Source organism: Eubacterium sp. CAG:161 (genome assembly GCF_000432355.1).
Lineage (GTDB): Bacteria > Bacillota > Clostridia > Lachnospirales > Lachnospiraceae > Eubacterium_G > Eubacterium_G segne.
In genome coordinates, this window is record NZ_HF991861.1 from 1 (window position 1) to 25272 (window position 25272).

A 25272-nucleotide genomic window follows, 5' to 3' on the forward strand; every position below is an offset into this window, starting at 1 on the left:
TGTGTAAGGCAATTGATGACATGATGAATGACGCAAGAATGAGTGGGGAAGCATTAGGGGAAGCGAGAGGAGAAGCACGAGGAAGAGAAGCTGAACGTAAGATAATGCAGAAAGAGCTGGATGAAAAGCAGAACCGATTAGACAAATATGAAAAAGAAATAGAAGAATTAAAAAGACAGCTTGCCGAGAGGCAGACAGCGTAATAAGAAAATAAGAGAGAAAAGTCGGATAGTCAATCATGAAAAGGCTGTCCGGCTTTTTTGTGTATATAGGTTTAATAGCAAGATAAACAATTTGTGAGTACAGACAAATGTTCTAATGGATATAATTTATGTTATATTGTATTTTGTTGTAAAGAGAGCTTTTTTTTGATAAAATAAAATGATGTATGTAATTTGAAGCGAATTGTTAAACAATGTATTTTAACAGTATACAAACAGGAGATTGAAGGTAACAATGAAATTATTAAAACTGTATTATCACGTGAAAGCGATGATTAAGAAGGTGGGATATAGAGTATTGAGCGGAAATAAGATTTCTTTTGGAAGGAAGACCACTTTTAGGAATGGCTTTCATGCTATGGTGGAAGGAGACGGTAATATCAGCATAGGTGAAAGGTGCTTTTTTAATAATAATTGTTCGGTAAACAGTTTGCAGGAGATTACAATAGGGGACGGAACGATTTTTGGAGAGAATAGCCATGTATATGACCATAACCACAGGTTTAGAAGTTCGGAGGATACTATAAAGAGTCAGGGATATACAGTGGCACCTGTGCATATAGGAAAACATGTGTGGATAGGAAGTAATGTGGTGATACTAAAAGGCGTGACTATAGGAGATAATGCAGTGATAGGAGCCGGTTGTGTAGTTGATAGGGATGTGCCGGAGTGTGCCATCGCTACCTGTGGTAGTGGGATTAATATAAGGATGCAGGGAGAATAAGATGGAGCAGAAGAGAGAGTTTGATTATTCCATTGCATTGGTTAGAATCGTATCATGTATTATGATTTTTTTATGTCATTACGTGCAAATACTTGGAAATCCAATAATAGCACAGACAGCTCAGTTTTTTAACGTAGGTGTATTTGTGTTTTTTATGATATCCGGATATTTGCTGGGGCAGAAACAAATTAATAAAGGCGAACTGGCATCGTGGTATAAAAAAAGAATGACTAGAATATTTGTGCCACTGTATATTGTAATGATAGTGGTTTTTGTTGCTTTGTATTTTGAAGGGGTACAAGTTAGTCCAAAGATATATATAATGTATGCATTAAACCTGCAGGCGTTTGGCGTTAGTATTTCAGGGGCAGGACAGTTGTGGTTTTTGACAGTAATAATGATATGCTACCTTATAACACCACTTTTGCAGAAAACTAAAGATTGGAATAGACGCATAAAAGGAGTAGTAACTATTATATTCATTTTGATACAGTTGGTAGCGGGAATCGTGGGAATACGGTTCATAGCATTGTATGTGTTTTATGTAGGAACATATGCTTTAGGGTACTATATATTACCTAATATAATAAGGAATATAAATAGGAAAAGTGCATTAAGATGGTCTGTAACGATGCTGATAGCTGTGGGAATTAGACTTGTGAGTAAGGTGGTAATAGGTGATTCATGTATATATGATTATATAATTGTATTATATACACAGGTCGTATTAGGTATATGGATAATAATTGCTATAAAGTATGTATATCAAATGTTTAAGGAATATCTAAACTATAGATTAATTAAGACCATGGATGGATATACAATGGAAGTGTATATGGTACACATGATGTTTATGCAACTTCCTTTTTATATGTTTGGAAAAATTAATTTGGTAATAGATAGTTGTATGATTGTAATATGTACTATATTAGCTGCAGTTATATTAAAAAAAATAGAGAAAATAGTGATAAGATAGAGATTAATATATGGAACAGAAAATTTTAAAAATAAGACAACAAAACAGAGATACTACCATGCTTTTAATAGTACCTACCGCTATATTGGCAAAAATTATATATATGTATTTTCTACCAATGAGATATTTTTTTGATAGTTACAGAATGATAGATATGTTAGTAAATGGTGATAAGGCAACAAGTGGATGGACAGGATATCAAACGGCAGTAGATTTCCATAGAACAATCAATATATTCCATTTTACTACTATAAATCAATTTTCAACATTTTATGGATTGATTATGACTATTGCCATTATGATTATTGTGTCAAAAACTAAGGAGATGGACTTTAAACAATCATTGTTTACCCTTATGGCAACGGGAGTTTTAAATATTTATGTTTTTTGTATTAATAAAGAAATGATACAGATTTTATATTTTTTTGTTATTTATATAATTATTAATAGCCCTGTAAAAAATACATTGTTAAAGATATTAGGGTGTGCATTAGTATATTATTGGGAAAGTACATCATTTAGGTCATACTATATAATAATGGCGGCAATGAGTGTCTTACTATACTTTATATTCTTATGGCTTCAGAAGAGAAGAAGAATAACAAAATTTATTATATTTGCAACGGTGCTTATGTGCTTTATAGGAGTATTTGTGTTCTTTTATGCTAGTAGTTTAGTGTCATATGATGATTACTATGAGGCATTAAATATTAGAGATAATTCTACGGGAACGATAAGAGAGGCTGGTGGAGCAGCTTCGGCAATTTATAACCCTATAGAGGTTAATGGAAATCTTGGTGTTTTTATGATTGATTATGTAATTAATGCATTTAGGATGATGATTCCAATAGAACTTCTGCTAAAAAGCCCTGGATATGCTCCATTTTTTATTTATCAGATATTTATTTTAATGTATTTATTTAAGGCACTTGCTAACATTAAGGCAATGGATAAAAAGGTGGTTGTGGCGTTGTCATGCTTTGTGGCATATTTCTTTGGATCGGTAGTTTTCGAACCGGATTTTGGCTCCTGGGTTAGACATGAGGCTACCACATTTCCGGTATTCCAATTATTAGTATACCAAAATAGAGTGCAAAATAGTGCAACAGCGAAGGGAATGGTGAGAGATGAAGCAACGTATGTATAACACATTTTATAGAAAATTGAAAAATGTTAAGTTGGCAAAGGCTATATCTAACATTAGTTATTGTATGTTGTTGGCATATTATTATATGGCAAGACTTTTTTGCAAGAGTAAAAGCAGCATGACTATTGATGAAGCATATAAACTGATGGATAGTTGCAGTAAGAGACCTGATATGAAAACTACGTATACAAATAAGGAATGTAGTAAAGATTTGTCTATAATTGTTCCGGCATATAATGCGGAGAAAACAATAAGAGAATGCATCAATTCAGTAATAAATCAGCAAACAAGTGTTGACTACGAACTTATAATAGTCAATGACGGTTCAAGTGATAAAACAAAAGAAATCGTAACCGGTATAAAGTCGGAAAAGATAGTTTTGATTAATCAGGAAAATAAAGGATTTTCAGGGGCAAGAAATACAGGTATAGATGCAAGCGTTGGGAAATATATAATGTTCCTTGATTCCGATGATATGTTAGTTGGGAATTGCATAGAAGGTATGATGGGAAAAATAAGAGAATTCGGAGCTGACATTGTACAGGGAAGTTACTATAGTTTTTTAGAAAATACTAATACTTTTAATTATAGCAAATTTCAAGATACAACAGTTACATCAACAGAAAATATATTGAAAGCACCGGGATTTCCGTGGGCAAAAATATATAAAAGAGAAATGTTTAATCAATTAAGATTTCCGCTAAATGTATGGTTTGAAGATACTATTGTATGTATGGTCTTATACAGAATGTGCAAGAAAATGGTGGTTACATCGGATGTTGTGTATGCGTATAGGTTAAATCCAAATGGTATAACAGCAAAGGCAAGGCATAGTAATAAGTGTATAGACCATTATTGGGTTATGGAACAGGTATTAGAGGATGCGAGAGATATCGGATTGCAAAATGATGAAATACAATATGATTTGGTTAAAGGTCATATGTCTACATTACTTTATAGAAGAATTTCATTAATGTCTGATGAAGTGATAGAATGTACATTTAATCTGGCATGTCAAATGCTTGAAAACATCAGACCGGAGCATTATAAGGCAAAGGGAAGAACAATTGACAAAGATATTGAGAGAGCATTCGAAACCAGAAACTATAAGTTGTGGAAATTAGCTAGTTTTATTGTATAAAGTTTAGGAAGGTAGTTACTTCAAATGAAGAAAATATGTTTTTTTTCCGGTGATATAACCAGAAGCGGTGGCACGGAAAGAGTTAGTACCGTTATTGCTAATCAGTTAGTAAAGAATAAGAAATTTAATATATGCTTTTTAAGCTTATGGGAAAACAACGATAAGTTGTTTTATACATTAAATGATAAAATTAAGAGATATACTTTATTTGAAAAAGTTACCAGTGGAAAAAGGATACTTACATATGTTCACAGGCTTAGAAAGTTTGTGAAAAGTAACAATATAGATGTTCTGATAGATATTGATGGAATATTGGATTTGTATTCTATACCGGCATTAAGAGGAGTGAAATGTAAGTTAATATCCTGGGAGCAGTTTAGTTTTTACGTCAATCCATATGTGGGATATCGAAAAATTACAAGAAAATGGGCGGCAAAAAAAGCGGATGCAATTGTTGTATTGACAGAGGAAGATAGAAAAAATTATGAAAGAGAGGTTAATGTTAAAGGAATTTTGCGACGTATATATAACCCGATTGAAATTGGGAATGGTGAAGATATTTGCTATAATATGAAAAGCAAGATAATAATAAGTGCGGGTACGCTAAATTATAACAAAGGGTTTGATATGCTGATTGATGTTGCAAAAATTGTGCTAAAGAAGCATAATGATTGGAGATGGGTAGTATGCGGTGAAGGCGAAGAAAGAAAAAGACTGGAAGAAAAAATAGAAAAAAATAATTTAACAGAGAACCTAATTTTGAAAGGGAATGTTAGCAATATAGAAGAATATTATAGGAAATCTGCAATATTTGTATTAACATCTAGAACTGAAGGATTTGGATTGGTATTAACCGAAGCAAAAAAAGAAGGTTTGCCGTGTGTCAGTTTTAGATGTCCGGCAGGCCCAAGTGAAATAATATTGGATGACATAAATGGTTATCTTTTAGATTGTTTTGATATAGAACAAATGGCAGAAAAAATAAACCAGTTGATAGAAAATCAAGATATAAGAAAAAAATTCTCGGACAATTCTATGGTGGGGACAGAAAAGTTTAATATTGATAAAATAAGTGAGCAGTGGATGGAATTAATAGAACAGATATAAGAGAGAAAATTAATGGAATATAAGGATAAAGTGTCGGTTGTTTTACCGATATACAATGTTGAAAAGTATTTAAAGAAAAGTGTACAGTCAGTTCAAAATCAGACATATAGAAATCTTGAAATAATACTTGTAGACGATGGTTCAAAAGATAGTAGTGGAAGAATATGCGATGAACTGTCTAAGGAGGATTCAAGGATACAAGTGGTACATAAAAATAACGGAGGTCTCGCATCTGCAAGAAATTCAGGGTATGAGGTGGCAACCGGAGAGTATGTTATGTATATTGATAGCGACGATTGTGTAAAAGAAGACACAGTGAAAAAGTGTGTTGATGCAATAGAAAGAGATAAGTCAGATGTTGTTATCTTTGGATATGAAAAAGTATCTGAAGATGGAAATATATTAGAAGTGTGTAGCTGGGATAATAAGATATATAGCCATAATGAAATGACAGAACATTTATATAGAGCTATTTGTGAAATGTCCTTTGGGTACGCATGGAATAAGTTATATCGTAAATCGATTTTAGACAAGTCAGGTGTATTAGGTGATGCAAAAGTCATTGACAGAGAAGACCTGATTTACAATATGGAGTTGTTAAAATATTGGAATAAGATTACCTATATAGATTATGTTGGATATGAGTACTTACAAAGAAGTACAAGCCTGCTACATAATTCAAATTTGGCAAGATTGAATGGTGTGGAGTATTTTGTAGAAAGAGTACATGATATTGATGTAGGCGAGGCACAAGGAAAAGTATTCAATATGGTTGTCTTGCACTATTTAGCTGATGCAATTATAAAAAATATTATATGGAACGCAGAGTTAAATGCAAAAGAGAAGAAACAATTAATAAAAGAAACTATAGATAGATGTCCTAATAAAGGTGAATTATATTCAGATAGGGACAATGGAAAATATTTGCGAGAATTATACAAAAGCATAGAAAAGGGAAATATGAAATATTTTTATCTATATGTAAAATTGGGAGATATTAAACGAAAAATGTTTAAAAAGTAAAAGTAATTGTAAAGGAAACAAGTTATGAAACGAATGGCAGTAATTTCGGCAGGGTTTGTGCCTGTTCCAGCTGTGGATGGTGGAGCAGGAGAAGTTTTAACGACAGAGATTATTAATGGAAACGAAGTGGCAGGAGAGTATTATATGGACATATATACAATAGAATCTCCTAAGCTTGATTCTATCAAATATAAAAATGCAGAAATAATACAAATTCATATTACAAAATGGAATTGGTTTTTTTGCAAGTTTAGAAATATGTTTCTAAAGGCTTTAAAAAGAAAATACAGATTTATACCATATAACAGGGCATTGTTAAAGGTATTTAGAGATAATTATGATAAAATACTAATTGAAAATAATATGCAGGCTTTTGAAGATATATATAAACATGCTGAAAATGGAAAAGAGCATATGATTTATCATATGCATAATGACATAGATGGAACAACAAAGCCGGAATATTTGTGTCGATTTATCGCTGACAAAGCAGAGACTATTTTACCTGTAAGTAAATATATTGAAAATCACTTTAACAGTGTTGCACCTAATGAAAAAATGAAAGTGTTATATAATTGCATTGATTTAAACGTATTTAATGTAAATCGGAAATATAACACTGAGGAACTAAAAAATGAATACGGATTAAATAGTGACGATTTTGTTTACTTATATACAGGAAGAGTTTGTCCGGAGAAGGGAATATTGGAATTAGTAAGAGCTTTTAAAAGGATTGCTAAAGAAAATAAAAATGCTAAATTGGTAGTAGTTGGAAGTCGTTGGTATAATCTAATTGCAAAAGATGAATATTTTAAAAAGTTAATTGAGGAATCAAGAGGTTATGAAGACAGAATTGTTTTTACAGGATATGTCTTTCCGGAAGATATGCCGGCAATATATACTTTAGGGGATGTATTGGTTATTCCGTCTATGTGGGAAGAACCTTTTGGGGTTGTAGCTCTTGAGGGAATGGCAATGAAAGTACCTATTATAGCTACAAATTCAGGTGGATTGGTAGAGGTGCTTAGTAACAAAACTGCAATTATAGTGGATAAACAAAAAAATGTTGTAGAAAATTTGTATAATGCGATGAATGATATGTTCATAAATGATAAAAAAAGAGAGAGTTTTGTTAAAGAAGCATGTACAGAGGTTACGATGAGAGAAGAGTATGATAAGATAAATTACTATAATGAATTTAGTAAAAGGATAAAAAACGATGTTAAGCGATAATACAAAGAGAATTGAATGGATAGATGTAGCAAAAGCATTGGCAATAATATTAGTAGGAATAGGTCATTATAATTGTCCGAGAGGATTGCAGATATGGATATATAGCTTTCATATGCCATTGTTTTTTATTCTTTCAGGTGTTACGTTAGATATAAAAAAATATAAATTTGTAAAATTTGTAAAACGAAAAGCTAAAGCGTTTTTAGTGCCATGGTTGATGGCGGTTTGCGTAAATGTTGTATTTCAATCAGCATGTAGAAGTATAGGAATATCTGCTGTAGACGACCATATTTATATGATTCCGTTTAAAATAATTGTTAATTGGCGATTGACATCAAGGATGTTTGATCCCATATATTGGTTTTTGCCAGCATTATTTATGACGGAATTAGCATTATATTGGTTATATAAGGTATTTGATAGCAACATGAAGAAAGGGATATTAATAATATTGTTATGTGCAATTGGTATGTCGTACCAATGTTTCGTTAATTTGAGACTGCCTTGGGAAATAGATTTACTTCCTGTAACATGTACATTCGTATCTTTAGGTTATGCAAGTAGAAATGGTATAAATAAGATAATAAGTAAGAGTGTAATAATTAAAATTATAGTTTCAATCGTGTTGATTTTTGTTGGTAGTATTTTAGGATTCTGCAATTCGATGATAATTAAAAAATCTATAGATATTCATAGTGCCACTTATGGAATATTACCACTTATGGTCATTGCTGCATTTTTTATATCTATAGGAATTATAATTTTGTGTTCTTTTGTTCATATTAAGTTGGTTAATTATATAGGTCAGAATAGTTTGCTATTTTATTTGGCACAACCAATATTATACAAGGTGACAGATATTTTACTTGTCTTTGTTTTTGACGTTATACCTTTTTATACATATCAATATGGAGCAAATTATTTATGCTTAATAATGTTACATGTTGCAACTAATATTGCAATATTAATATATGTATTTATATATAAATATGTTAAGAAAATAGTTAAGAAAAGAATGGTTATTAATTAATGAAAAAGAAAATTTTATTTTATTTAGATTCGTTAAACAAAGGGGGATTGGATAAGGTAGTATTAGATTTTGTCAATCATATGGATTATGATAAATATGATGTTACTGTAATGAGAAGATTCCCAGGAGGTTATTACACCTCATTACTAAATTCACAAATAAAAGTGGTTTCAAATACATTTATAGATGCAAGAAAGCATCCGGTATATAATCATTTGATAAGAGTTGTTTGTGACAGAATGCCAAGAAAATTAATGTACAGATTGTTTGTCCACAGAAAATATGATGTTGAAATTGCCTGTGGAGATTCTTGGGCGGCAACGTTAATTGGTGGTTCAACAAACAAAAAATCGAAGAAGATACTTTGGGAACATATGGATGTAACACTGGATGAATCAACGGCGACTCATTTTTCAACTTCAAAAGTTAGGGAGTTTTTTTCTCCATTTGATAAAATTATTGGAGTATCAAAAGACTGTGCACAAAAGTTTATTGAAAAATATGGTTTTGAGAATAAAGTAACATATATTTATAATCCTATAGACATAGAAGATATAGAAATTAAAAAAGAAGAAGAGGTGGAATCATACGATGAAGGATTTAATATTCTTGCAATCGGAAGATTTATGCCACAGAAGGCATTTGTTCGGTTGATTGATGTAACTAAAAGTCTGTATGAAAAAGGAGTCAAATTTAACTTAAATATTATTGGTGAGGGACCAGAAGAAAGCATTATAAAAAACAAAATAGATGAGTATGGATTGAAGGATAAAATAAAATTATTGGGTTTTAAAGAAAATCCATACCCATATATAAAAAATGCAGATTTGCTTATATGTTCTTCAATTCATGAGTCATATTGTTTAGTTGTTGCAGAGAGTTTGGTGGTAGGAACTCCTGTATTAAGTACGGCTTGTACAGGACCATTGGAATTACTTGACAACGGAAAATATGGAATGATTGTTGAAAATTCAAACAAGGGTTTGCAAAATGGCATTGAAACATTGGTAACAGACAAAAATCTGTTAAAAAAATATAAAAGCATGGCATTAGAGAGAAAAGACTTTTTTAATGTGAATACATGCATAAAACAATTTGAAAAGATATTTGAGGAATAATATGAGAAAAGTTGGAATAGTAACTATATTTGATTTAAATAATTACGGAAACAGACTTCAAAATTATGCAGTAGAACAGATTTTGAAGAAGTGCGGTGTGGTTCCTACAACGCTAGTGCTACCATGCTATGAGGAAATCTTTAAATATAATAATAAACTAGAAAATTTTGCTAAAAAAATATATTCAAGGATATTTAAAAATAATAGGATAGAAAGGTATTTGTCTTTTTTGAAGTTTCAAAAAAACATGAATGCAAAAAACATTTCTAATACGAGTGACTTAAATGATTTATACGATATGTTTATAGTTGGAAGTGATCAGGTTTGGCATCCGGATGTTATATCAGATGATATGTTTTTGAGATTTGCGGAGAAAAAAAAGAGGGCAACTATATCTCCAAGTTTTGGATTAGATGGAATTCCTAAAGAAAAGGGAGATTATTATCGAAATGGCTTGTGTGGATTCAATAAAATTACGGTAAGAGAAGAGAGTGGGAAAGACATTATAGAGGGGTTATGTGATGTGCAAGTGGATGTTAATTTAGATCCTGTTTTTATGTTAGACAGTGAGGAATGGGACAGAGTATCGAAACCGGTAAAGGGAGTTGCGGATAGATATATTATAAAATGTATGTTAGGGGATGATAATTTAGACAATGAGGAGATAATTAATAAAATAGCACAAGAAAAGAAGATAGAAATTATAGATATCCATGATGAATCAAACCGACTCTATAAAATTGGACCAGGAGAGTTTATATGGCTTATAAAAAATGCACAATTTGTCATTACAAATTCTTTTCACGCAATTGCATTTAGTGTAATATATCGTAAGGATTTTGTCGCGTTGAATAGATACCAGGATAAAAACGATATGAACACAAGATTGGAATATGTTCTTAAAAGGTTCGGATTAATCGATCAGTTTGTAAGTGGTTGTAATGATTTTACGACTGATAAAGTAGATTATACAGAAACTATGAAAATATTGAAAAAGGAACAGGATAAGATGATGAAATACATAAGGGACGTATTGCAGGATTCTAGTATATAATAATGTTTAAAAAATAGGGAATAGGAATATTAATTATGGACGATTTGATTAGTGTAATAATACCTGCATATAATGCGGAAAAGTATATGGATAGATGTTTAAATAGCATAGTAAAGCAGTCTTATAATAACTTACAAATTATTGTGGTTAATGATGGTTCAACGGATAATACAAAGAAAATATTAGAAAAGTTTGCTGAGGCAGACAATAGAATAGTTGTTATTAATCAGAAAAATGGTGGCGTTTCACAGGCAAGAAATAATGGTATATATATAGCTAAGGGAAAATATATGTGTTTTGTAGATAGTGATGATTATATTGATATTAACATGATACAAAAGTTATATGATGGTATTAAAAAATGTGAATTGTCAGTTTGTGGCTTTGTAAACTATTTTGACAACGAAGAAAAAGATGGACCGTCACCATTTGGTAATACCAATGGATTGAAAACAAGAAATGAATATTTAAAAATAATGTCGAAATATTTGTATAGCGTTTATTTTGGAGCATTGTGGAATAAATTATATTTATCTGAAATCATAATGAAGAATAATATAAGGTTTGATGATAAAATATCATTTGCGGAGGATTTCATATTTAACATAAAATATCTGGAATATGTGACAAAGGTTAGCATTGTACATAATAATTTGTATTATTATTATCAGGAAGTTAAAAATTCATTAACTAAAGTTGTAGATGTGCAATATCGTTGGCAAGCATCATATACGAAATATTGTTGTTGCATAGAGCAGTATAAAAAAATGGATATGTATAACGAATGTTATAGGGAAATTTATTCTGCAATTGCATATGAACTAATTGGTCCGACTTACGATATTACAAAAGAAAATTATAAGGGGTTTAAGACAGCAAAAGAAAGTTTAAAAAAAATTTATGAAGAAGAATTGATAAAGAAGGCAATTAAAAATGTAAAAAAACCACAGATGGTACATAGGATTGCAAAAATCTCTTTGTTTTTGAAAAGTTATGGCATTTTTGTATTTTGCATGAGAGTATGGATTAAAATTCAAAGATATGATGGTAAATAAAAGGTGTAACAGATGAAAGCAATAATATTAACAATAACAGGTGGTCAAAATTTTGGAAACAGACTTCAGAATTTCGCATTACAAGAAGAATTAAAAAAACAAGGTTTAACGGTTGATACTGTACAAAATTTAACAAGAGCGGAAGATGAATATAAAATAGTTACAAAGTTGAAATTATCAATAAAAAAAATCATTTCTACTCTTTATTATATTATGCCATTTTCAAATAATGTTGAGTTTAATAATTGGTATAGAAGAAAAAAATTTGATAAATTTACAAAGAGATATATATCACAATATCACACTCCAATTTCAGATATATATGTACCTGAGAATATAGATGATGAATATGATTTCTTTGTGGCAGGTAGTGACCAAATTTGGAATCCGTATTATCTATTTAATTCTCATATTGAATTTATGGATTTCGCTACAAAATCAAAGCGAATTTCATATGCGGCAAGTTTTGGAGTTGATAAAATCCCAAATAATAAAATTTCTACATATAAAAAATGGCTAGAAGAAATTCCAAACATATCTGTCAGGGAACAAAGGGGAGCTGAAATTGTAGAAGAATTAATAGGTAAAAAAGCCTCGGTGGTTGTTGATCCGACACTTTTATTGAACGGAGATGAATGGAGAAAAATAGCCCAAAAACCTAAATGGTTAAATAAAAGAGAATATATATTGGTGTATTTACTGGGAGTAGAATCCGAAGAGTTAAATAAAAAAATTAAAATTATATCGTTAAGATATAATTTGCCTGTCATTTGGTTAAATAACCCGAAATATAAAAAAGAATACGGTACAGATCCTGCAGAGTTCATATATCTAATTGATAACTGTAGATTATTATGTACTGACTCGTTTCATGGAACAATTTTTTCATATAATTTGAAAACACCTGTTGCAATTTTTGAAAGAAAATTAATGAATGGTGAGGTCGCTATGAATTCAAGAATGAATACAATAAAGAAATTGTTTGGAATTGATAACAGAGTAATAGAAAATATTGATATAGATAATGAAGCAGAACTTTTTGACACACAATACAATGAGGAGAAGGTAAACGATGAAATAGAAAAATCAAGAAAATATTTAAGAAAGGTATTAAATAAGCAATGCAAAAAGGATTAGTTTCAATTATTATTCCGTGTTTTAATGGAAGTGAATATATTGATAGGTGTATTAAGAGCATTTTGGAACAGAACTATAATGATATAGAAATAATTATAATAAATGATGGTTCTACAGATGATAGTGAAGAAAAAATTTGGAGTTATAAGGGTGATATAGAAAAAAGAGGATATACATTTAAATATATGTTACAGGAAAATCAGGGGGCAGCGGCGGCAGTTAATCAGGGATTGAAGATTATGACAGGTGAGTTTTTTCAATTGTTTGATATAGATGATATATTATATCCTGATAATGTAAGTAAAAAAGTAAAAGTTTTTGATGAAAATAGCAATGTCGGTATAGTCATTAATAATGGATATTTTTTTAATATTGATAGTGGAAAACGAACAGTTTTTAGAAATGATATTGATTATATAAAAAATAATGGATTGTTTAATGCAATCATATATGAGCATGCGTATAGTTGGGCGGGATGTTGTATGATGCGAACAGAGGATTTTAGTAAAAATATAGAAAATAGAGACATATTTCTGTCAAAGTATGGTCAGAACTTGCAAGTTGTCTTGCCGGTTGCTTTTGCAAGTGGAAGTTATGTTGTGGATGAACCTTTAATGGATTATGTTATGAGAAAGAACTCAGTGTCCCATACAGAGGATGTTCATAAACAGTTATTTTTACAAAAAAAATTTACAGAGAATAGAATTGAATCTGTAAAGAATATTAGGATGGATTCAGATAACAAGAAAAAAATAATTCATAGTATTGAAATGTGGGATGTAAAGAAAAGATATATTTTTTCTATGAACCATGGACTTCGGGATGAACTAGAGAATACTAAAGAAATATTAAAGAAAAACAAGTTATTTTCGTTTAAGGACAATGTGCGATATTGTGTGGGTAAAAATAAATGTTTGAAAAAATTTTATGACTTTTTACATAAATTAAAAGGAAGTATTTGATATGATAAATATAAAAAGAAAAAGTGAGTGTACAGGATGTTCTGCGTGTAAAAATATATGTCCAAAAAATGCAATAGAAATGGTTTGTGATAATGAGGGATTTGAGTATCCTATAGTTGATAAAAACAAATGCGTAAATTGTAATTTATGTAATAAAGTATGTCCGGTATTAAATGTTAAAGAGTGCAAAGATGAAAATCAAATAATAAACATTGCATATAATTGCAATAAAGAAGAAGTTGAAAAGAGTTCATCAGGGGGGATTTTTATCTTATTGGCAAAGAAAACAATAGAAAATGGTGGAGTTGTGTATGGAGCTGCGTTTGATGAAAAACTTGTTTTAAGACATACTTCAGCTGACAAATATGAGAAAATAGAACCTTTGTTAAAATCAAAGTATGTTCAAAGTGCTATTGGAGACTCCTATATAAAAGTTAAAAATGATTTAAAAAAAGGTAGAAAAGTTTTATTTGTAGGAACACCATGTCAGGTAAATGGATTGTTGAGTTTTTTAAATAAGAAATATGATAATTTAATCACCGTTGATTTTATTTGTCATGGCGTTCCGAGTGGAAAAGTATTACATCATTATGTATCATGTTTAGAAAAGAAATATCATAGCAGTATTACAAAAATCTTTTTTAGAACAAAAACAAAGGGATGGAACAATTTTGGACTTAAATTTTTATTTGAAAATGGTAAGTGTATTGAAAAATTTGGTATAGAAGATGAATATCTTGCAGCATTTTTATTTGATATTGATTTAAGACCTTCATGCTATAAATGTAATTTTAAAGGAATAGATAGAAAGTCAGATATTACCTTGGCAGATGCATGGGGAGAATTAAGTGGGAGTCGAGTTTACAATGAAAGAGGGACATCTTTAATAATAGCTCATACAAATGATGGAGAGAAATTAATTGATGAAATAACAAAAAATATTGAATTTGAAAGGAACAACGAGAATTATATATTAAAATATAATGTTAATGCGATGTACAGTGTTATTAAAGATTCAAGAAGAAAAAAATTCTTTAAACAATTAAACAATAACAGAGATTTTATGGAGATAGTTAATAAATTAAAAAAAATAACATTTAGAGTGCGTGTTGAAAGAAAGATAAGGAAGATAGTAAATGGTAGAAGAAACAAAAAAATTAGTTAATAACAGATTATACTTTTGGGAAGGAATAGCATGCATTTTTGTTGTTTTAATTCATTGTCAATTACCGGGAAGAGTGGGAATTGTGACAGAGACAATTGCGAGATTTGCAGTCCCATTGTTTTTTTCGATATCTGGATATTATTGGGCAAAAGTAGAAATTAATCAAAGAACTTATAAAGCAAGATGTAAAATTAAAAAAAATTTAAAATTGTTTATAGCGATAACAGCAGTTTATATTTTATATCGAATAATGGTGCAGTGTGCCCTTCATCTTGAAGCAGTTAATGTTATTAATGCAAGGAGTTTTATTAAACTGCTTCTTTTTAATGAGACAGATTTCATATGTACAGTTTTATGGTATTTATTAGCATTGATATATATATATATATTATTGATCTTTTTAAAAAGCTCAAAGAGCTATTACGTTGTAGCTTTTCTTTCATTTGGTGTTTTTTTATTAAGTTATATGTTGAAGATAGTTGCATATAGTGGAAATTTATCGGAAAAACTTAATGAAAATTCTGCTATATACAGAAATTGGTTAACGGTAGGAATTCCATTTTTTATGTTTGGGTATTTATTTTCTACAAAACTAGAAAATAAACTTAAAGAAGTATTCAGTTATAAAATGACATATATGTTGTTGATTATTAGTATGTTTGGATGCATATTAGAGAGATACATCATAGGTAATAGTATGGATGTATACTTGTTTAGTATTATTATAGTTTTCACAATAATGCTTATGTGCAGCATCAAACCAAATATTAAACAGAATTATGTTGTAGAGATTGGCAAGAATATATCTTTGGCGATGTATTTGTTTCACCCTTTAGTGATGTATGGTTATAGATATTTATTTGGTTATTTTAACCTAATGAATAGTAAAATTACACAGTGGACATTGCCAATAATTGTAATACTTACGATTATTGTAATATATGAAGTAATTCATAGAATAAATATTATTCCCAATATTAGTAATGTAAATAATTTATCAAGAACAACAAATGCCAAAAGAAATGTTGTTAGTGGAATTGCACAAATGCTTATTACAAATATTTTGCAGTTTGTAAATCGGAAAATATTTATTGTAGTGTTGGGGGCAAGTTACTTAGGGTTAAGTGGTTTGTTTACCAACGTATTATCAGTGTTGTCATTAGCTGAGTTGGGAGTTGGAAGTGCGATAGTTTTTAGTTTGTATAAGCCATTGGCTGAGAATGATGAAGAAAAGATACATGCGCTAATGGAGTTATATAAGAGGGTTTATAGGATTATTGGTTGTATTGTATTAGCTATAGGAATTGCTATAACACCAATATTGAAATTTATTGTTAATTTAGAACAGGGAGTAGATATAAACTATTACTATATTTATTATTTGTTCCTAATGAATTCAGTTATTTCATATTGGTTTTATGCATACAGAAATTCTATTATTGGGGCATCACAAAAGGATTATTTATTAGTAAAAATAAATGTAAGCTTTCCAATTATACAGACAATAATGCAGATTTTTGCATTGGTGCTTTTGAAAGGAAATACGTCTTACTATGTTTATCTTACTATTCCCATTATTATGTTAATAATTAAAAATTATATAGTATATAAAGTGTCTAGTAGATTGTATCCATATTTAGACAATAAGTGTAAGAGCAAATTGGAAAAAAGTGAATTAACAAAAATCAAAAAAAATGTGTATGCGTTATCGGTAACAAAATTAAGTAGTACAATATATTATGCAAGCGATAATATAGTTATATCAACATTTATTGGGACTGTATTTGTTGGCTTGTACTCAAATTATTCAATGATTACGGTTGCTGTGACGGGAATTATAAACATTATATTTAATAGTTTAAGAAATAGTGTAGGTGATTTAAATGCATCATCAGATAAAGAACATACTTATGTTGTATATAAGAGAATATTGTTTGCTAATTTTTGGATATATGGGTTTTGTGCAATAGCATTTATGGTATTATTTAATCCGTTTATAGTATTATTTTTTGGAAAAAATTATGCATTTGATACCGTTGTAACCATTGTAATCGTATTTACATTTTTAATTCCAGGTCTAAATCACACAAACACAATTTACAAGGATGCATGCGGACTATTTTGGCAGACTAGATATAGAACTTTGGCTACTGCATTAGTAAATATTACTTTTTCGGTAATATTAGCAATAGTAGTACCTGTAGAAAAATATAAAATAGTGGGAGTTTTGTTAGCTACTATTATTTCCTATGTTGTTACGATTTTACCTGTTGATCCAAAGATTATATATAGAGATGTTTTTGGAATGAAGAGAAATTATTTCATTAAATGGTTCATAAATAATCTATTAATTATTTCGGTAATTATGGCAATCACGTATGGTATATGCTTGTTTATACCGAGATATACATGGATTGGTTTTATTATTCAATGTGTTATAGTGGTAATTGTACCAAATGTATTGTTTGCAATAATGAAATATAAAACAAGTGAATTTAAATATTATAAAGAATTAATTGCGGAAACAATATTAAAAATAATAAATAAGTAAGGATAATCTGGTCGTGAAAGTGATAGGTGATAAAATGAAATGCAATGTTAGCAATATTACAAAAAGAGATTCTATTAACATCAAGGCAATAGCAATATTGATTATGGTTTATTATCATAGTGTTGCTTTAGCTGGAAATAGTGATATTGTGATAATAGGAAAAATACTTGAACGTACAGGAAATATATGCGTTAGTATGTTTGCTTTTATTTCAGCATATGGCATTACAATCAAAATGCGAGGAAGCAAGTGGAATTCTTCATATGATAATTAATATTTTAGGGTTAAGTCATATGATATACGGCAATTATACATACACTTTGAATCAAACATGGTGGTATATGTCATTAGCATTAATAATTGCTGTAACAACACCTATATTCGTCAAAGTGTTTGAAAATAAAAAGAGTAAGTTGGCTATAATCTTTTTCAGCATTATTTTAATGATTTTAATGAAAAATATATATTTACAATATATTACTATTATTTACATTGGAATAGAGGTGGCAGAAAGAGATATTAACATAAGTAAAAAGAATTTTTGGGTAATGTTATTGCCTATACTTGTTTGGATATTATATAGGGGAATAATAAATGGTGTTTGGAACAGTTTTGTGAATTGTTTTGCAACATATCCAATTATAGTAATATTATTATTGTTAATTCAAAATAAACAACTTAGAATATTTGAAATATTGGGTAGGCATTCAGCTAATATTTTTTACCTACATTCATTTGTATATTTATATTGGAGCCCATTGGCATATATGGTTAATAAATTAAGATTGGGAATACTTATATGGATAGCAACTTTAATTATTTCAGTCATTTTGTCAATAATATTAGAAAAAATAAAAGTCTATATTATTAATAAAGTTATAGTTTTTAGAAATGCACCAAACAGAGGGTAAACTTTATAGAATTATCATATGCTATAATAAATTAAAGTAGAGGGATTTAATAAAAGGCGAAAAAGGGAATAAAAAATAAAGAAAAAATACATAATTTTTAACTGCCCACTTTTCCCGCTGTCATTTTTGTGCTATATTTATACCATAATTTTGTGTGGCAAAAGGTCTTTTGCCCCATATGATACCGGATTACTTCGCACTACGTGCTCCCGCAATCCACCAAAACATTCGTAATCCACTCATTTTTCTTTGAAAAATGGCTACTTACTCATGTTTTGGCGGACCCCAAGGTCAAAAATCCTCCCACAAGCAGGCTTGCGTCGGGTGTTTGCCCTTTTGCCCCTGGTATCATTACATATTATTACAAATTAATCGGGAGGGAACCAATGATTGCAATTATATCGGCAATAGAGGATGATGATGAGAGACTTACCGTGGAACGCTGGTACAGACGTTATTACGGATTAATGTTTGATAAAGCATTCGCATTGTCAAATGATGAGAATATAACCCGTGACATGATAAATGAGGCTTTTATCAGAATCATTAATAATTATGATAAGGTTGTAACTTTAAATAAATTTCAGATGGCTACATATTTTGTCAGTACAATTAATAGTGTGACAATAGATTATTTGCGAAAAACAGGTAGAGAAGATTTAGTGGAAGCAGATGATTATGAAAAATTTCTGAAAAAGAGTGTCATTGAAGAGAGAAAGTTCTGTTCTCTAGAGGACGTATCCATTAGAAATTATCAATTATCTCAAGTTATAGATGCAATAGATGAACTTACTGATAAAGAAAAGCTTTTGCTTATAGACAAGTTTTATTTTGAAAAGTCCAACAGAGAAATTGCAAGTACGATGGATATGAAAGAAAATCAGGTTCATGTATATGTAAAAAGAGTTTGCGAGAAGTTGTGTAATATAGTAGACGAAAATAAAAAACAGAAATAAAATTAAAGCATTTTCGAGATTAGCGGACGGTGGTATGGCACTGTAGCAATTATAAATCGAAAATGCTTTTGTCTATTGTGGCGGGTAAATTATAAAATGTCAAAACAAAACCCCAACTTACCTATTGAACATCCCATAAGTTATCGGGTATAATACTACTGTTAATAAATAAGCATTAGAGGAAAGAAGAGGCAATATGAGAGTAATTAAGGCATTGATTGTTGTTGTCTTTTTAGCTGTTACCATTGTGTTTTCAGCTAATTATTATAAAGAGAAAACGGCAGATAATAACCATGCTCCAACTATTGAGTTCGGAGATGATTTAATTAAGGTATCCATAAAGGATGACGAATCAAAATTGTTAAAGGACGTTATTGCAAAGGATGCAGAGGACGGAGACATCACTAGCAATATTGTAATTGAAAGTATTTCCAAGTTTGTGGACAAGAAAAAACATATTAGTAATATAACTTATGTAGTATCAGATTCAGACAATAATGTTACTAAGAAAACCAGACAGGTTCAGTACACAGATTATAGAAAGCCGCGATTTACATTGTCGGCTCCGTTATGTTTTTATGTTGGTTCAGATGTTAATGTACCGGATGTTTTAGGCGCGGTAGATGATGTTGATGGTGATATAACTGATAAGGTAAAGATTTTGTCAAGTATTGCATCTACAAGAATTGCAGGTTCATATGTAATTACCGCTCAGGCTACTAACAGTCTGGGAGCTACATCTACCATTAAAGCTACTGTAACCATTAGGCAGGAAAATAATTTGGCACCTACCATTAAGCTTAAGAAAAATATTGTATACCTTAAGGTTGGTGACAAATTCAATCCGGAAAGCTATGTTGCATCAGTTAAGGATAAAAATGGAAAGGAACTGCCTGCTAATCTGGTAAAGGTGGTAAAATCTTCCGTTAATTTAAAGAAGCCGGGAAGCTATACGGTAGAATATGCAGTGAACTATGAACAGGAAAACGAGTATATAACATATCTCGTTGTTATTGTGGAGGAATAAATGGATAAAAAAACCTTTAATATACATAATTTAGATTTATATTCTCTTAGTAAAGATTTACTGTACGGACTGTGGATTATTATCATGATTGGAGCCATAGGAACCATGGTAACATATTCTTATATCAAGGATTCCTATGAACCACAGTATAGCAGTTCAGCTATATATGTAGTAACCCCAAGACAGAGTACAGGATATGTTTACACTAATAAAAGATTTGCGGAAAATGTTATAAGTGTTTTCCAGAATCTTTTAGATGCAGATATTATGAAAAACCGCATAAAAAAAGAGCTTCATATTGATATGAAAGATGTGAATATGAATGTTGAACTGATTACGGAAACTAACCTGATGAAGGTTACGGTAGTATCGGGAAATCCTGTTAAATCCTTCCAGATTATCGGTTCTATTATGGACAACTATAATGAATTGTCAGAATATTTAAATTCAGATGCGGTTATTGATACTTTAAGGGCACCGGTGGTGTCTACACATCCTGACAATGCCCTTATGCCCCGCAGTAAATCTATTGAGACGGGAATGATTTGTGCTTTTGTAGCGGCTTTAATTCTAGCAGCTTTAAGTATAATGCGTAAAACATTAAAAACTGAAGATGCAGTTGAAGAACAGTTAGGAACAACCCTTTTAGGTTCAATTTATCATGAAAGGAAAAACAGAACCTTCAAGGCAAAGATTGCACAGAAAGTTAAGGTTTTGCTGATAACCAGCCCTATTATTTCAACGAGATTTATTGAGTCAATAAATAATATCAGGGTTAAAATGGAATATGAACATGAAAGAAATCCTGAAAAAAATGTTTACATGGTTACCAGCGTTTGTGAAAATGAAGGAAAATCCACGGTAGCTCTTAATCTTGCCCTTTCCTTTGCAAGGGATGGAAAGAAGGTTATTATTATCGATGCAGATATGAGAAAACCTGCTATTTGCAAGATGCTGGACATTCCTAAGGACAATGTTGTGGATATGATTAAGTTATTGCAGGGTGACTGTGGTCTGGATGAGGTTTTATACCATGAGGAAAAGTTAGGTCTTGATATTATAATGCCTACCAAAGGACACTCAAGCACCCATGAATATGTAAAGTCCGGAGCCATGAAAGACCTTGTGCGTAAGTGTAGCAAGATGGCAGACTATGTTATATTGGATACACCACCTATGGCAATGGTATCTGATGCAGAGGCGTTGTGTGATGTGGTTGACTTTGTATCTATTGTAGTCAGGTATGACTACTCATATGAGAAAGATATTGAATACAGTATTAACTTAGTAAATGATTCCAATGCTAAGCTGTTAGGCTGTATTTTGAACAACTATAAGACTTTTGGAAATAAGTCAGGCATAAAGAACTTTGGATATGACCAAAGCAGCGAAAGGGCGGTGGAAGTTTATGATGAATAATATGGACAATAACATCGCAGAGGAACAAAAAGAGACAAAGAGTCTTGCAGAAATAATGGAAAGCTTCGGAAAGGCATTTCTGAAATTATGGTGGATTGCAGTTATTTTAATGGTAGTAGCAGGTTTCCTTGGATATTACAAGTATAAGACCGGCTACATACCTATGTACCAGTCAGAAGTTACATTTTCCATTACTTCTCCGGAGTATGACGGACCGGATGAGACATACACAGATAACAATCAGTTGGCATCTACTCTGAGCGTAAGTTTTAATTACCTTATTAATAATGAAGTTTTTTATGAAATTATCAAGAAGGATTTAGGGCTTTCATATGTGCCTAGTGCAATTACCGTGGCAGCTGTTGAAAACACTAACATTATCAGTATTAAGGCAACCGGAACCAATGCGGAAATGAACTCCAGGGTTATTGATTCTGTTATTAATAACTATTCAGAAGTGGTTGAATTCGTTTTAGGTGAGACAAAACTTACGGTTTTGGAGCGCCCGTCCGGAGGAGATACTGCCATTAATCCATACCAGCCGGTGAATCAGACTTTAAAATATGGATTTATAGGTTTAGTTTTGGGATTGCTGCCAAGTATTATATATGCCTTCTTTGTTAAGACTATTGAGTCAAGAGACGACATAGAAAAGTATTTAAGTGTTACATGTTTTGGAGCGTTACCGGTAGTTGGCAACAGCAAAAAGGACAAGAAATATAAGATTTCCATATTAAACAAGGAAATTGGTTTTAGATATTTAGAGGCAATGCGAACTATTACCTCACGATGTGAGAGAGAGTTAGAGAGAAAAAATAGCAAGGTTATATTAGTTACCAGTACCCAGGCGGGGGAAGGTAAAACTACATTTGCCTTAAATCTTGCATACTCATTGTCTAAACTTCAAAATAAGGTTATGCTTATTGAAGGTAATATTAGGAGACCTGATTTAAGGAGCAGGGTAAATCCGGAGCTTTTAAGAGAGGGTCTTGCCAGCTATGATATGGAGCAGTTCTTAAATAAAGAGGTTAAAAGCAGTGATGCCATAGCCAACATTAAGGACACAAGAGTAATTATGTTAGCCCCGGATTTGCCGGTTAAGGATAAAACCGCTGTTGACTGTTTAAACTCAGATGCCATGGAGAGTTTTATTAACGAATGTAGAGATGTAGTTGATTATGTAATAATAGATGCTCCGGCATGTAGTGAGGTTTCAGATGCTGCGGTTTGGGCTAAGTACAGCGATAGTGTAGTTTATGTAGTTAAGGAAGATGGTGCCAAGGTAAACAAGATTCTTGATACCATTCAGGAGTTCTCATATACCCGTGTGCCGATAATTGGATGTGTGCTTAATGGAACAGCAGGTAAGCTTAAACTTTCTTACGGTTACGGATACGGCAAGCATTACGGTGGTTATAATTATGGCGGATACTATAGAAGTTATGGTTATTACAGCTATGGTTATGGAAGTTACGGAAAGTATTCGGACAAGGAATTTAGAAGCAAGCCTAGAAAGGTTACAAAGAGTATTTCTTTAACTACAACGGATGAACAAAAGAAAGCGTTAGAGAACGAAAGAAAGAATAAAGGCGAAAATAAAAATGAAGATGAATAAGAAAGAGAAGATTTTTCATATTTGTGTAAGTGGAATTTTTGCATTATATTTAGGAATCCTGTTTATAGTAATTGTTTTAAAATTTCCCACGGGATTGGTAAGCAATACCATAAAAGGATGGATGAAAGGAGCTGAGGTAGCAAGACTTACACCTCAGCTTATTCCATTTAAAACGATTATACCTTATATACAACAGGCAAGAGCCATAACAGATTGGTTTGTTAAAAATCTGGCATGTAACATTATTATGTTTATGCCCTACGGGTTTTTGTACCCCTTTGTTATGGAAAAAAGCATACAAAAAAATTGCAGGAGAACAATATTGTCCGCCTGCATTTTATCAGTATGTATAGAAATATTCCAATATATTTCAGCCTTTGGTCACTGTGATATAGATGATGTTATATTAAATACAGTGGGTGCAGCCATTGGATATGGCTTGTACTTAATTGCAGTTAAGATTATAAACCGCATCTTTTCATAAGCTCCCGGGTTTTGCTTATCTGCCTGTCAGTGACACTATTCATTGCCTTAAGTCGCTTACTGCTACTTTTAGGTGCTAAGAAAACACGCTTCAAATTAAGCCTTATGTAATAAAAAGGCAGGAGAGAAGGGTGTTTTTTTAATATATCTCCATAATAATTAATCATGATGTTTTTTTTAGGAAATATCTTTGTCATTAGGGAAACTTTTTTACCATTATCTTCTACCACACGGTTGGCCTCAGCCTGGGCAGAGGTTCCATAGGCACCATTGGAAATAACAAAGGTTTCCATAAGTTTCAGGGTTTTCCTTGTGTAATCATCCGGTATTACATAGTCATTACTAAACCAATATTTACATAAAGCCCTGGCATTTTTTTCAAAATCCAAAAGCCCTATACTTTTAAGCTCTCCGGCTATATAATCTTTGTCCACTGACCGGTAGGCATTAATCATAATCCAAATATCCAGAATATGAACAATTCCGATGCCACCGTTAATAAAGTGTTTTGCCATATGAATGATATGATAAATATAAAAATCTTCATCTCTCATAACATATTCATGGTCACTTTTTTTAATAAGCTTATCCCATATGTTTTTTAGGTAATCAGACCAGACCTCATATCCTTTATCAATAAGCTCTGTTTGCATTTCTATACGCATATTTCTGGAGATAGCTGCCAGCGGCTTATAAAAACTTATTTCCAAAGGTTCTCTTGACCATACTTTGTATCCGATATTTTCCATAAGGGAAATAAGCAGTTCGTTTTGCCGGTTAATCTTTTGAATTTGAGAGCGATATAAAATATCAACGTCGCTCATAACTCTCATCGCCGTATCAGGATAAAGGTATTTAATTACAGTGCCCTTTAGCAAAACAAAATCTATGTCATTCTTTTTTAATTCTTTTTTTATTATGTCAATTTCAAAGGAACGGTTAGTGTCTAAAACCAGATTCTTCCTATATTCAGTGGCATAGTCTTCAAAATGTGGTATAGACGAATATAAGGAAGGGGAAAGTTTTTGAAGCCCAAAAAATAAGGTGGAATAGATTTTATGACTTTTCCCAATCTTAAAAATAACCTCCCAATCAAGGTTTTCAGGTGGATTGGGAGGTATTTCGTCTGAAACAGCACATTTTAACAAACATAAAACATATCTAATCTCATTTTCATATATCATACTGTTTCTCCATAAATGGCTATTGCCATATTT

24 protein-coding genes are annotated in these 25272 nt (G+C 31.1%); 23 read left to right on the forward strand and 1 reads right to left on the reverse strand.

Annotated elements, in window-relative coordinates; all coding sequences use genetic code 11:
• The 23 genes from Q5O30_RS04970 to Q5O30_RS05080 form a co-directional block, all read left to right on the forward strand.
• The coding region (locus Q5O30_RS04970; protein WP_370553107.1) for a hypothetical protein at positions 1–203 on the forward strand (203 nt) is incomplete at its 5' end.
• Positions 204–456: 253 nt separating this feature from the next.
• On the forward strand, positions 457–945 hold the full coding sequence (locus Q5O30_RS04975) for an acyltransferase (protein ID WP_021952653.1): 489 nt from the start codon (positions 457–459) through the stop codon (positions 943–945).
• Position 946: 1 nt separating this feature from the next.
• Complete coding sequence (locus tag Q5O30_RS04980) at positions 947–1921, forward strand: acyltransferase (RefSeq protein WP_021952654.1); 975 nt, start codon at positions 947–949, stop codon at positions 1919–1921.
• Positions 1922–1931: 10 nt separating this feature from the next.
• Entirely contained in the window at positions 1932–3068 is a 1137-nt protein-coding gene (locus tag Q5O30_RS04985) for a hypothetical protein (RefSeq protein ID WP_021952655.1), read from the forward strand.
• Complete coding sequence (locus Q5O30_RS04990) at positions 3061–4209, forward strand: glycosyltransferase family 2 protein (protein ID WP_158576916.1); 1149 nt, start codon at positions 3061–3063, stop codon at positions 4207–4209. Before Q5O30_RS04985 ends, Q5O30_RS04990 begins: the two co-directional genes overlap by 8 nt.
• Positions 4210–4233: 24 nt before the next feature.
• Entirely contained in the window at positions 4234–5316 is a 1083-nt protein-coding gene (locus tag Q5O30_RS04995; RefSeq protein ID WP_021952657.1) for a glycosyltransferase family 4 protein, read from the forward strand.
• A gap of 12 nt (positions 5317–5328) precedes the next feature.
• Entirely contained in the window at positions 5329–6339 is a 1011-nt protein-coding gene (locus Q5O30_RS05000; RefSeq protein ID WP_021952658.1) for a glycosyltransferase family 2 protein, read from the forward strand.
• Positions 6340–6363: 24 nt separating this feature from the next.
• A complete protein-coding gene (locus Q5O30_RS05005) occupies positions 6364–7572 on the forward strand; it encodes a glycosyltransferase family 4 protein (protein WP_021952659.1) in 1209 nt (402 codons plus the stop codon).
• The gene (locus tag Q5O30_RS05010; protein ID WP_021952660.1) at positions 7559–8602 is read left to right on the forward strand and encodes an acyltransferase family protein; all 1044 of its coding nucleotides are present in this window, start codon (positions 7559–7561) and stop codon (positions 8600–8602) included. The genes Q5O30_RS05005 and Q5O30_RS05010 overlap by 14 nt, the downstream gene beginning before the upstream one ends.
• On the forward strand, positions 8602–9720 hold the full coding sequence (locus Q5O30_RS05015) for a glycosyltransferase (protein ID WP_021952661.1): 1119 nt from the start codon (positions 8602–8604) through the stop codon (positions 9718–9720). Before Q5O30_RS05010 ends, Q5O30_RS05015 begins: the two co-directional genes overlap by 1 nt.
• 1 nt (position 9721) lies before the next feature.
• A complete protein-coding gene (locus tag Q5O30_RS05020) occupies positions 9722–10774 on the forward strand; it encodes a polysaccharide pyruvyl transferase family protein (RefSeq protein WP_021952662.1) in 1053 nt (350 codons plus the stop codon).
• Between the two features lie 35 nt (positions 10775–10809).
• A complete protein-coding gene (locus tag Q5O30_RS05025; RefSeq protein ID WP_021952663.1) occupies positions 10810–11829 on the forward strand; it encodes a glycosyltransferase in 1020 nt (339 codons plus the stop codon).
• 12 nt (positions 11830–11841) lie between these two features.
• Positions 11842–12966: a polysaccharide pyruvyl transferase family protein gene (locus tag Q5O30_RS05030; protein WP_021952664.1), complete on the forward strand. Its 1125-nt coding sequence runs from the start codon at positions 11842–11844 to the stop codon at positions 12964–12966.
• Entirely contained in the window at positions 12951–13928 is a 978-nt protein-coding gene (locus Q5O30_RS05035; protein ID WP_021952665.1) for a glycosyltransferase family A protein, read from the forward strand. Before Q5O30_RS05030 ends, Q5O30_RS05035 begins: the two co-directional genes overlap by 16 nt.
• Position 13929: 1 nt before the next feature.
• Positions 13930–15093, forward strand: a complete 1164-nt coding sequence (locus Q5O30_RS05040) for a Coenzyme F420 hydrogenase/dehydrogenase, beta subunit C-terminal domain (RefSeq protein WP_021952666.1) — start codon at positions 13930–13932, stop codon at positions 15091–15093.
• Positions 15065–17644, forward strand: a complete 2580-nt coding sequence (locus Q5O30_RS05045; protein ID WP_021952667.1) for an acyltransferase family protein — start codon at positions 15065–15067, stop codon at positions 17642–17644. Before Q5O30_RS05040 ends, Q5O30_RS05045 begins: the two co-directional genes overlap by 29 nt.
• A gap of 34 nt (positions 17645–17678) precedes the next feature.
• Positions 17679–17918 carry a hypothetical protein gene (locus tag Q5O30_RS05050; RefSeq protein WP_302674599.1) on the forward strand — a complete coding sequence of 80 codons (240 nt, stop codon included), beginning with the start codon at positions 17679–17681 and terminating at the stop codon, positions 17916–17918.
• A gap of 67 nt (positions 17919–17985) precedes the next feature.
• On the forward strand, positions 17986–18555 hold the full coding sequence (locus Q5O30_RS05055; protein WP_302674600.1) for a hypothetical protein: 570 nt from the start codon (positions 17986–17988) through the stop codon (positions 18553–18555).
• Between the two features lie 386 nt (positions 18556–18941).
• Positions 18942–19511 (forward strand): RNA polymerase sigma factor, encoded by a 570-nt coding sequence (locus Q5O30_RS05060; RefSeq protein ID WP_021952670.1) that lies wholly within the window; start codon positions 18942–18944, stop codon positions 19509–19511.
• 196 nt (positions 19512–19707) lie between these two features.
• Entirely contained in the window at positions 19708–20538 is an 831-nt protein-coding gene (locus Q5O30_RS05065; RefSeq protein ID WP_021952671.1) for an immunoglobulin-like domain-containing protein, read from the forward strand.
• Positions 20539–21957, forward strand: a complete 1419-nt coding sequence (locus Q5O30_RS05070) for a polysaccharide biosynthesis tyrosine autokinase (RefSeq protein WP_021952672.1) — start codon at positions 20539–20541, stop codon at positions 21955–21957. It abuts the gene before it with no gap.
• Positions 21947–23572, forward strand: a complete 1626-nt coding sequence (locus tag Q5O30_RS05075) for a polysaccharide biosynthesis tyrosine autokinase (protein ID WP_021952673.1) — start codon at positions 21947–21949, stop codon at positions 23570–23572. The genes Q5O30_RS05070 and Q5O30_RS05075 overlap by 11 nt, the downstream gene beginning before the upstream one ends.
• A complete protein-coding gene (locus tag Q5O30_RS05080; RefSeq protein WP_021952674.1) occupies positions 23559–24056 on the forward strand; it encodes a VanZ family protein in 498 nt (165 codons plus the stop codon). The genes Q5O30_RS05075 and Q5O30_RS05080 overlap by 14 nt, the downstream gene beginning before the upstream one ends.
• On the opposite strand, the gene Q5O30_RS05085 is transcribed toward Q5O30_RS05080, so the two are convergent.
• Positions 24034–25239, reverse strand: coding sequence for a nucleotidyltransferase family protein (locus Q5O30_RS05085; protein ID WP_021952675.1), 1206 nt, complete (start codon positions 25237–25239; stop codon positions 24034–24036). The genes Q5O30_RS05080 and Q5O30_RS05085 overlap by 23 nt on opposite strands.
• Between the last annotated feature and the right edge of the window lie 33 nt (positions 25240–25272).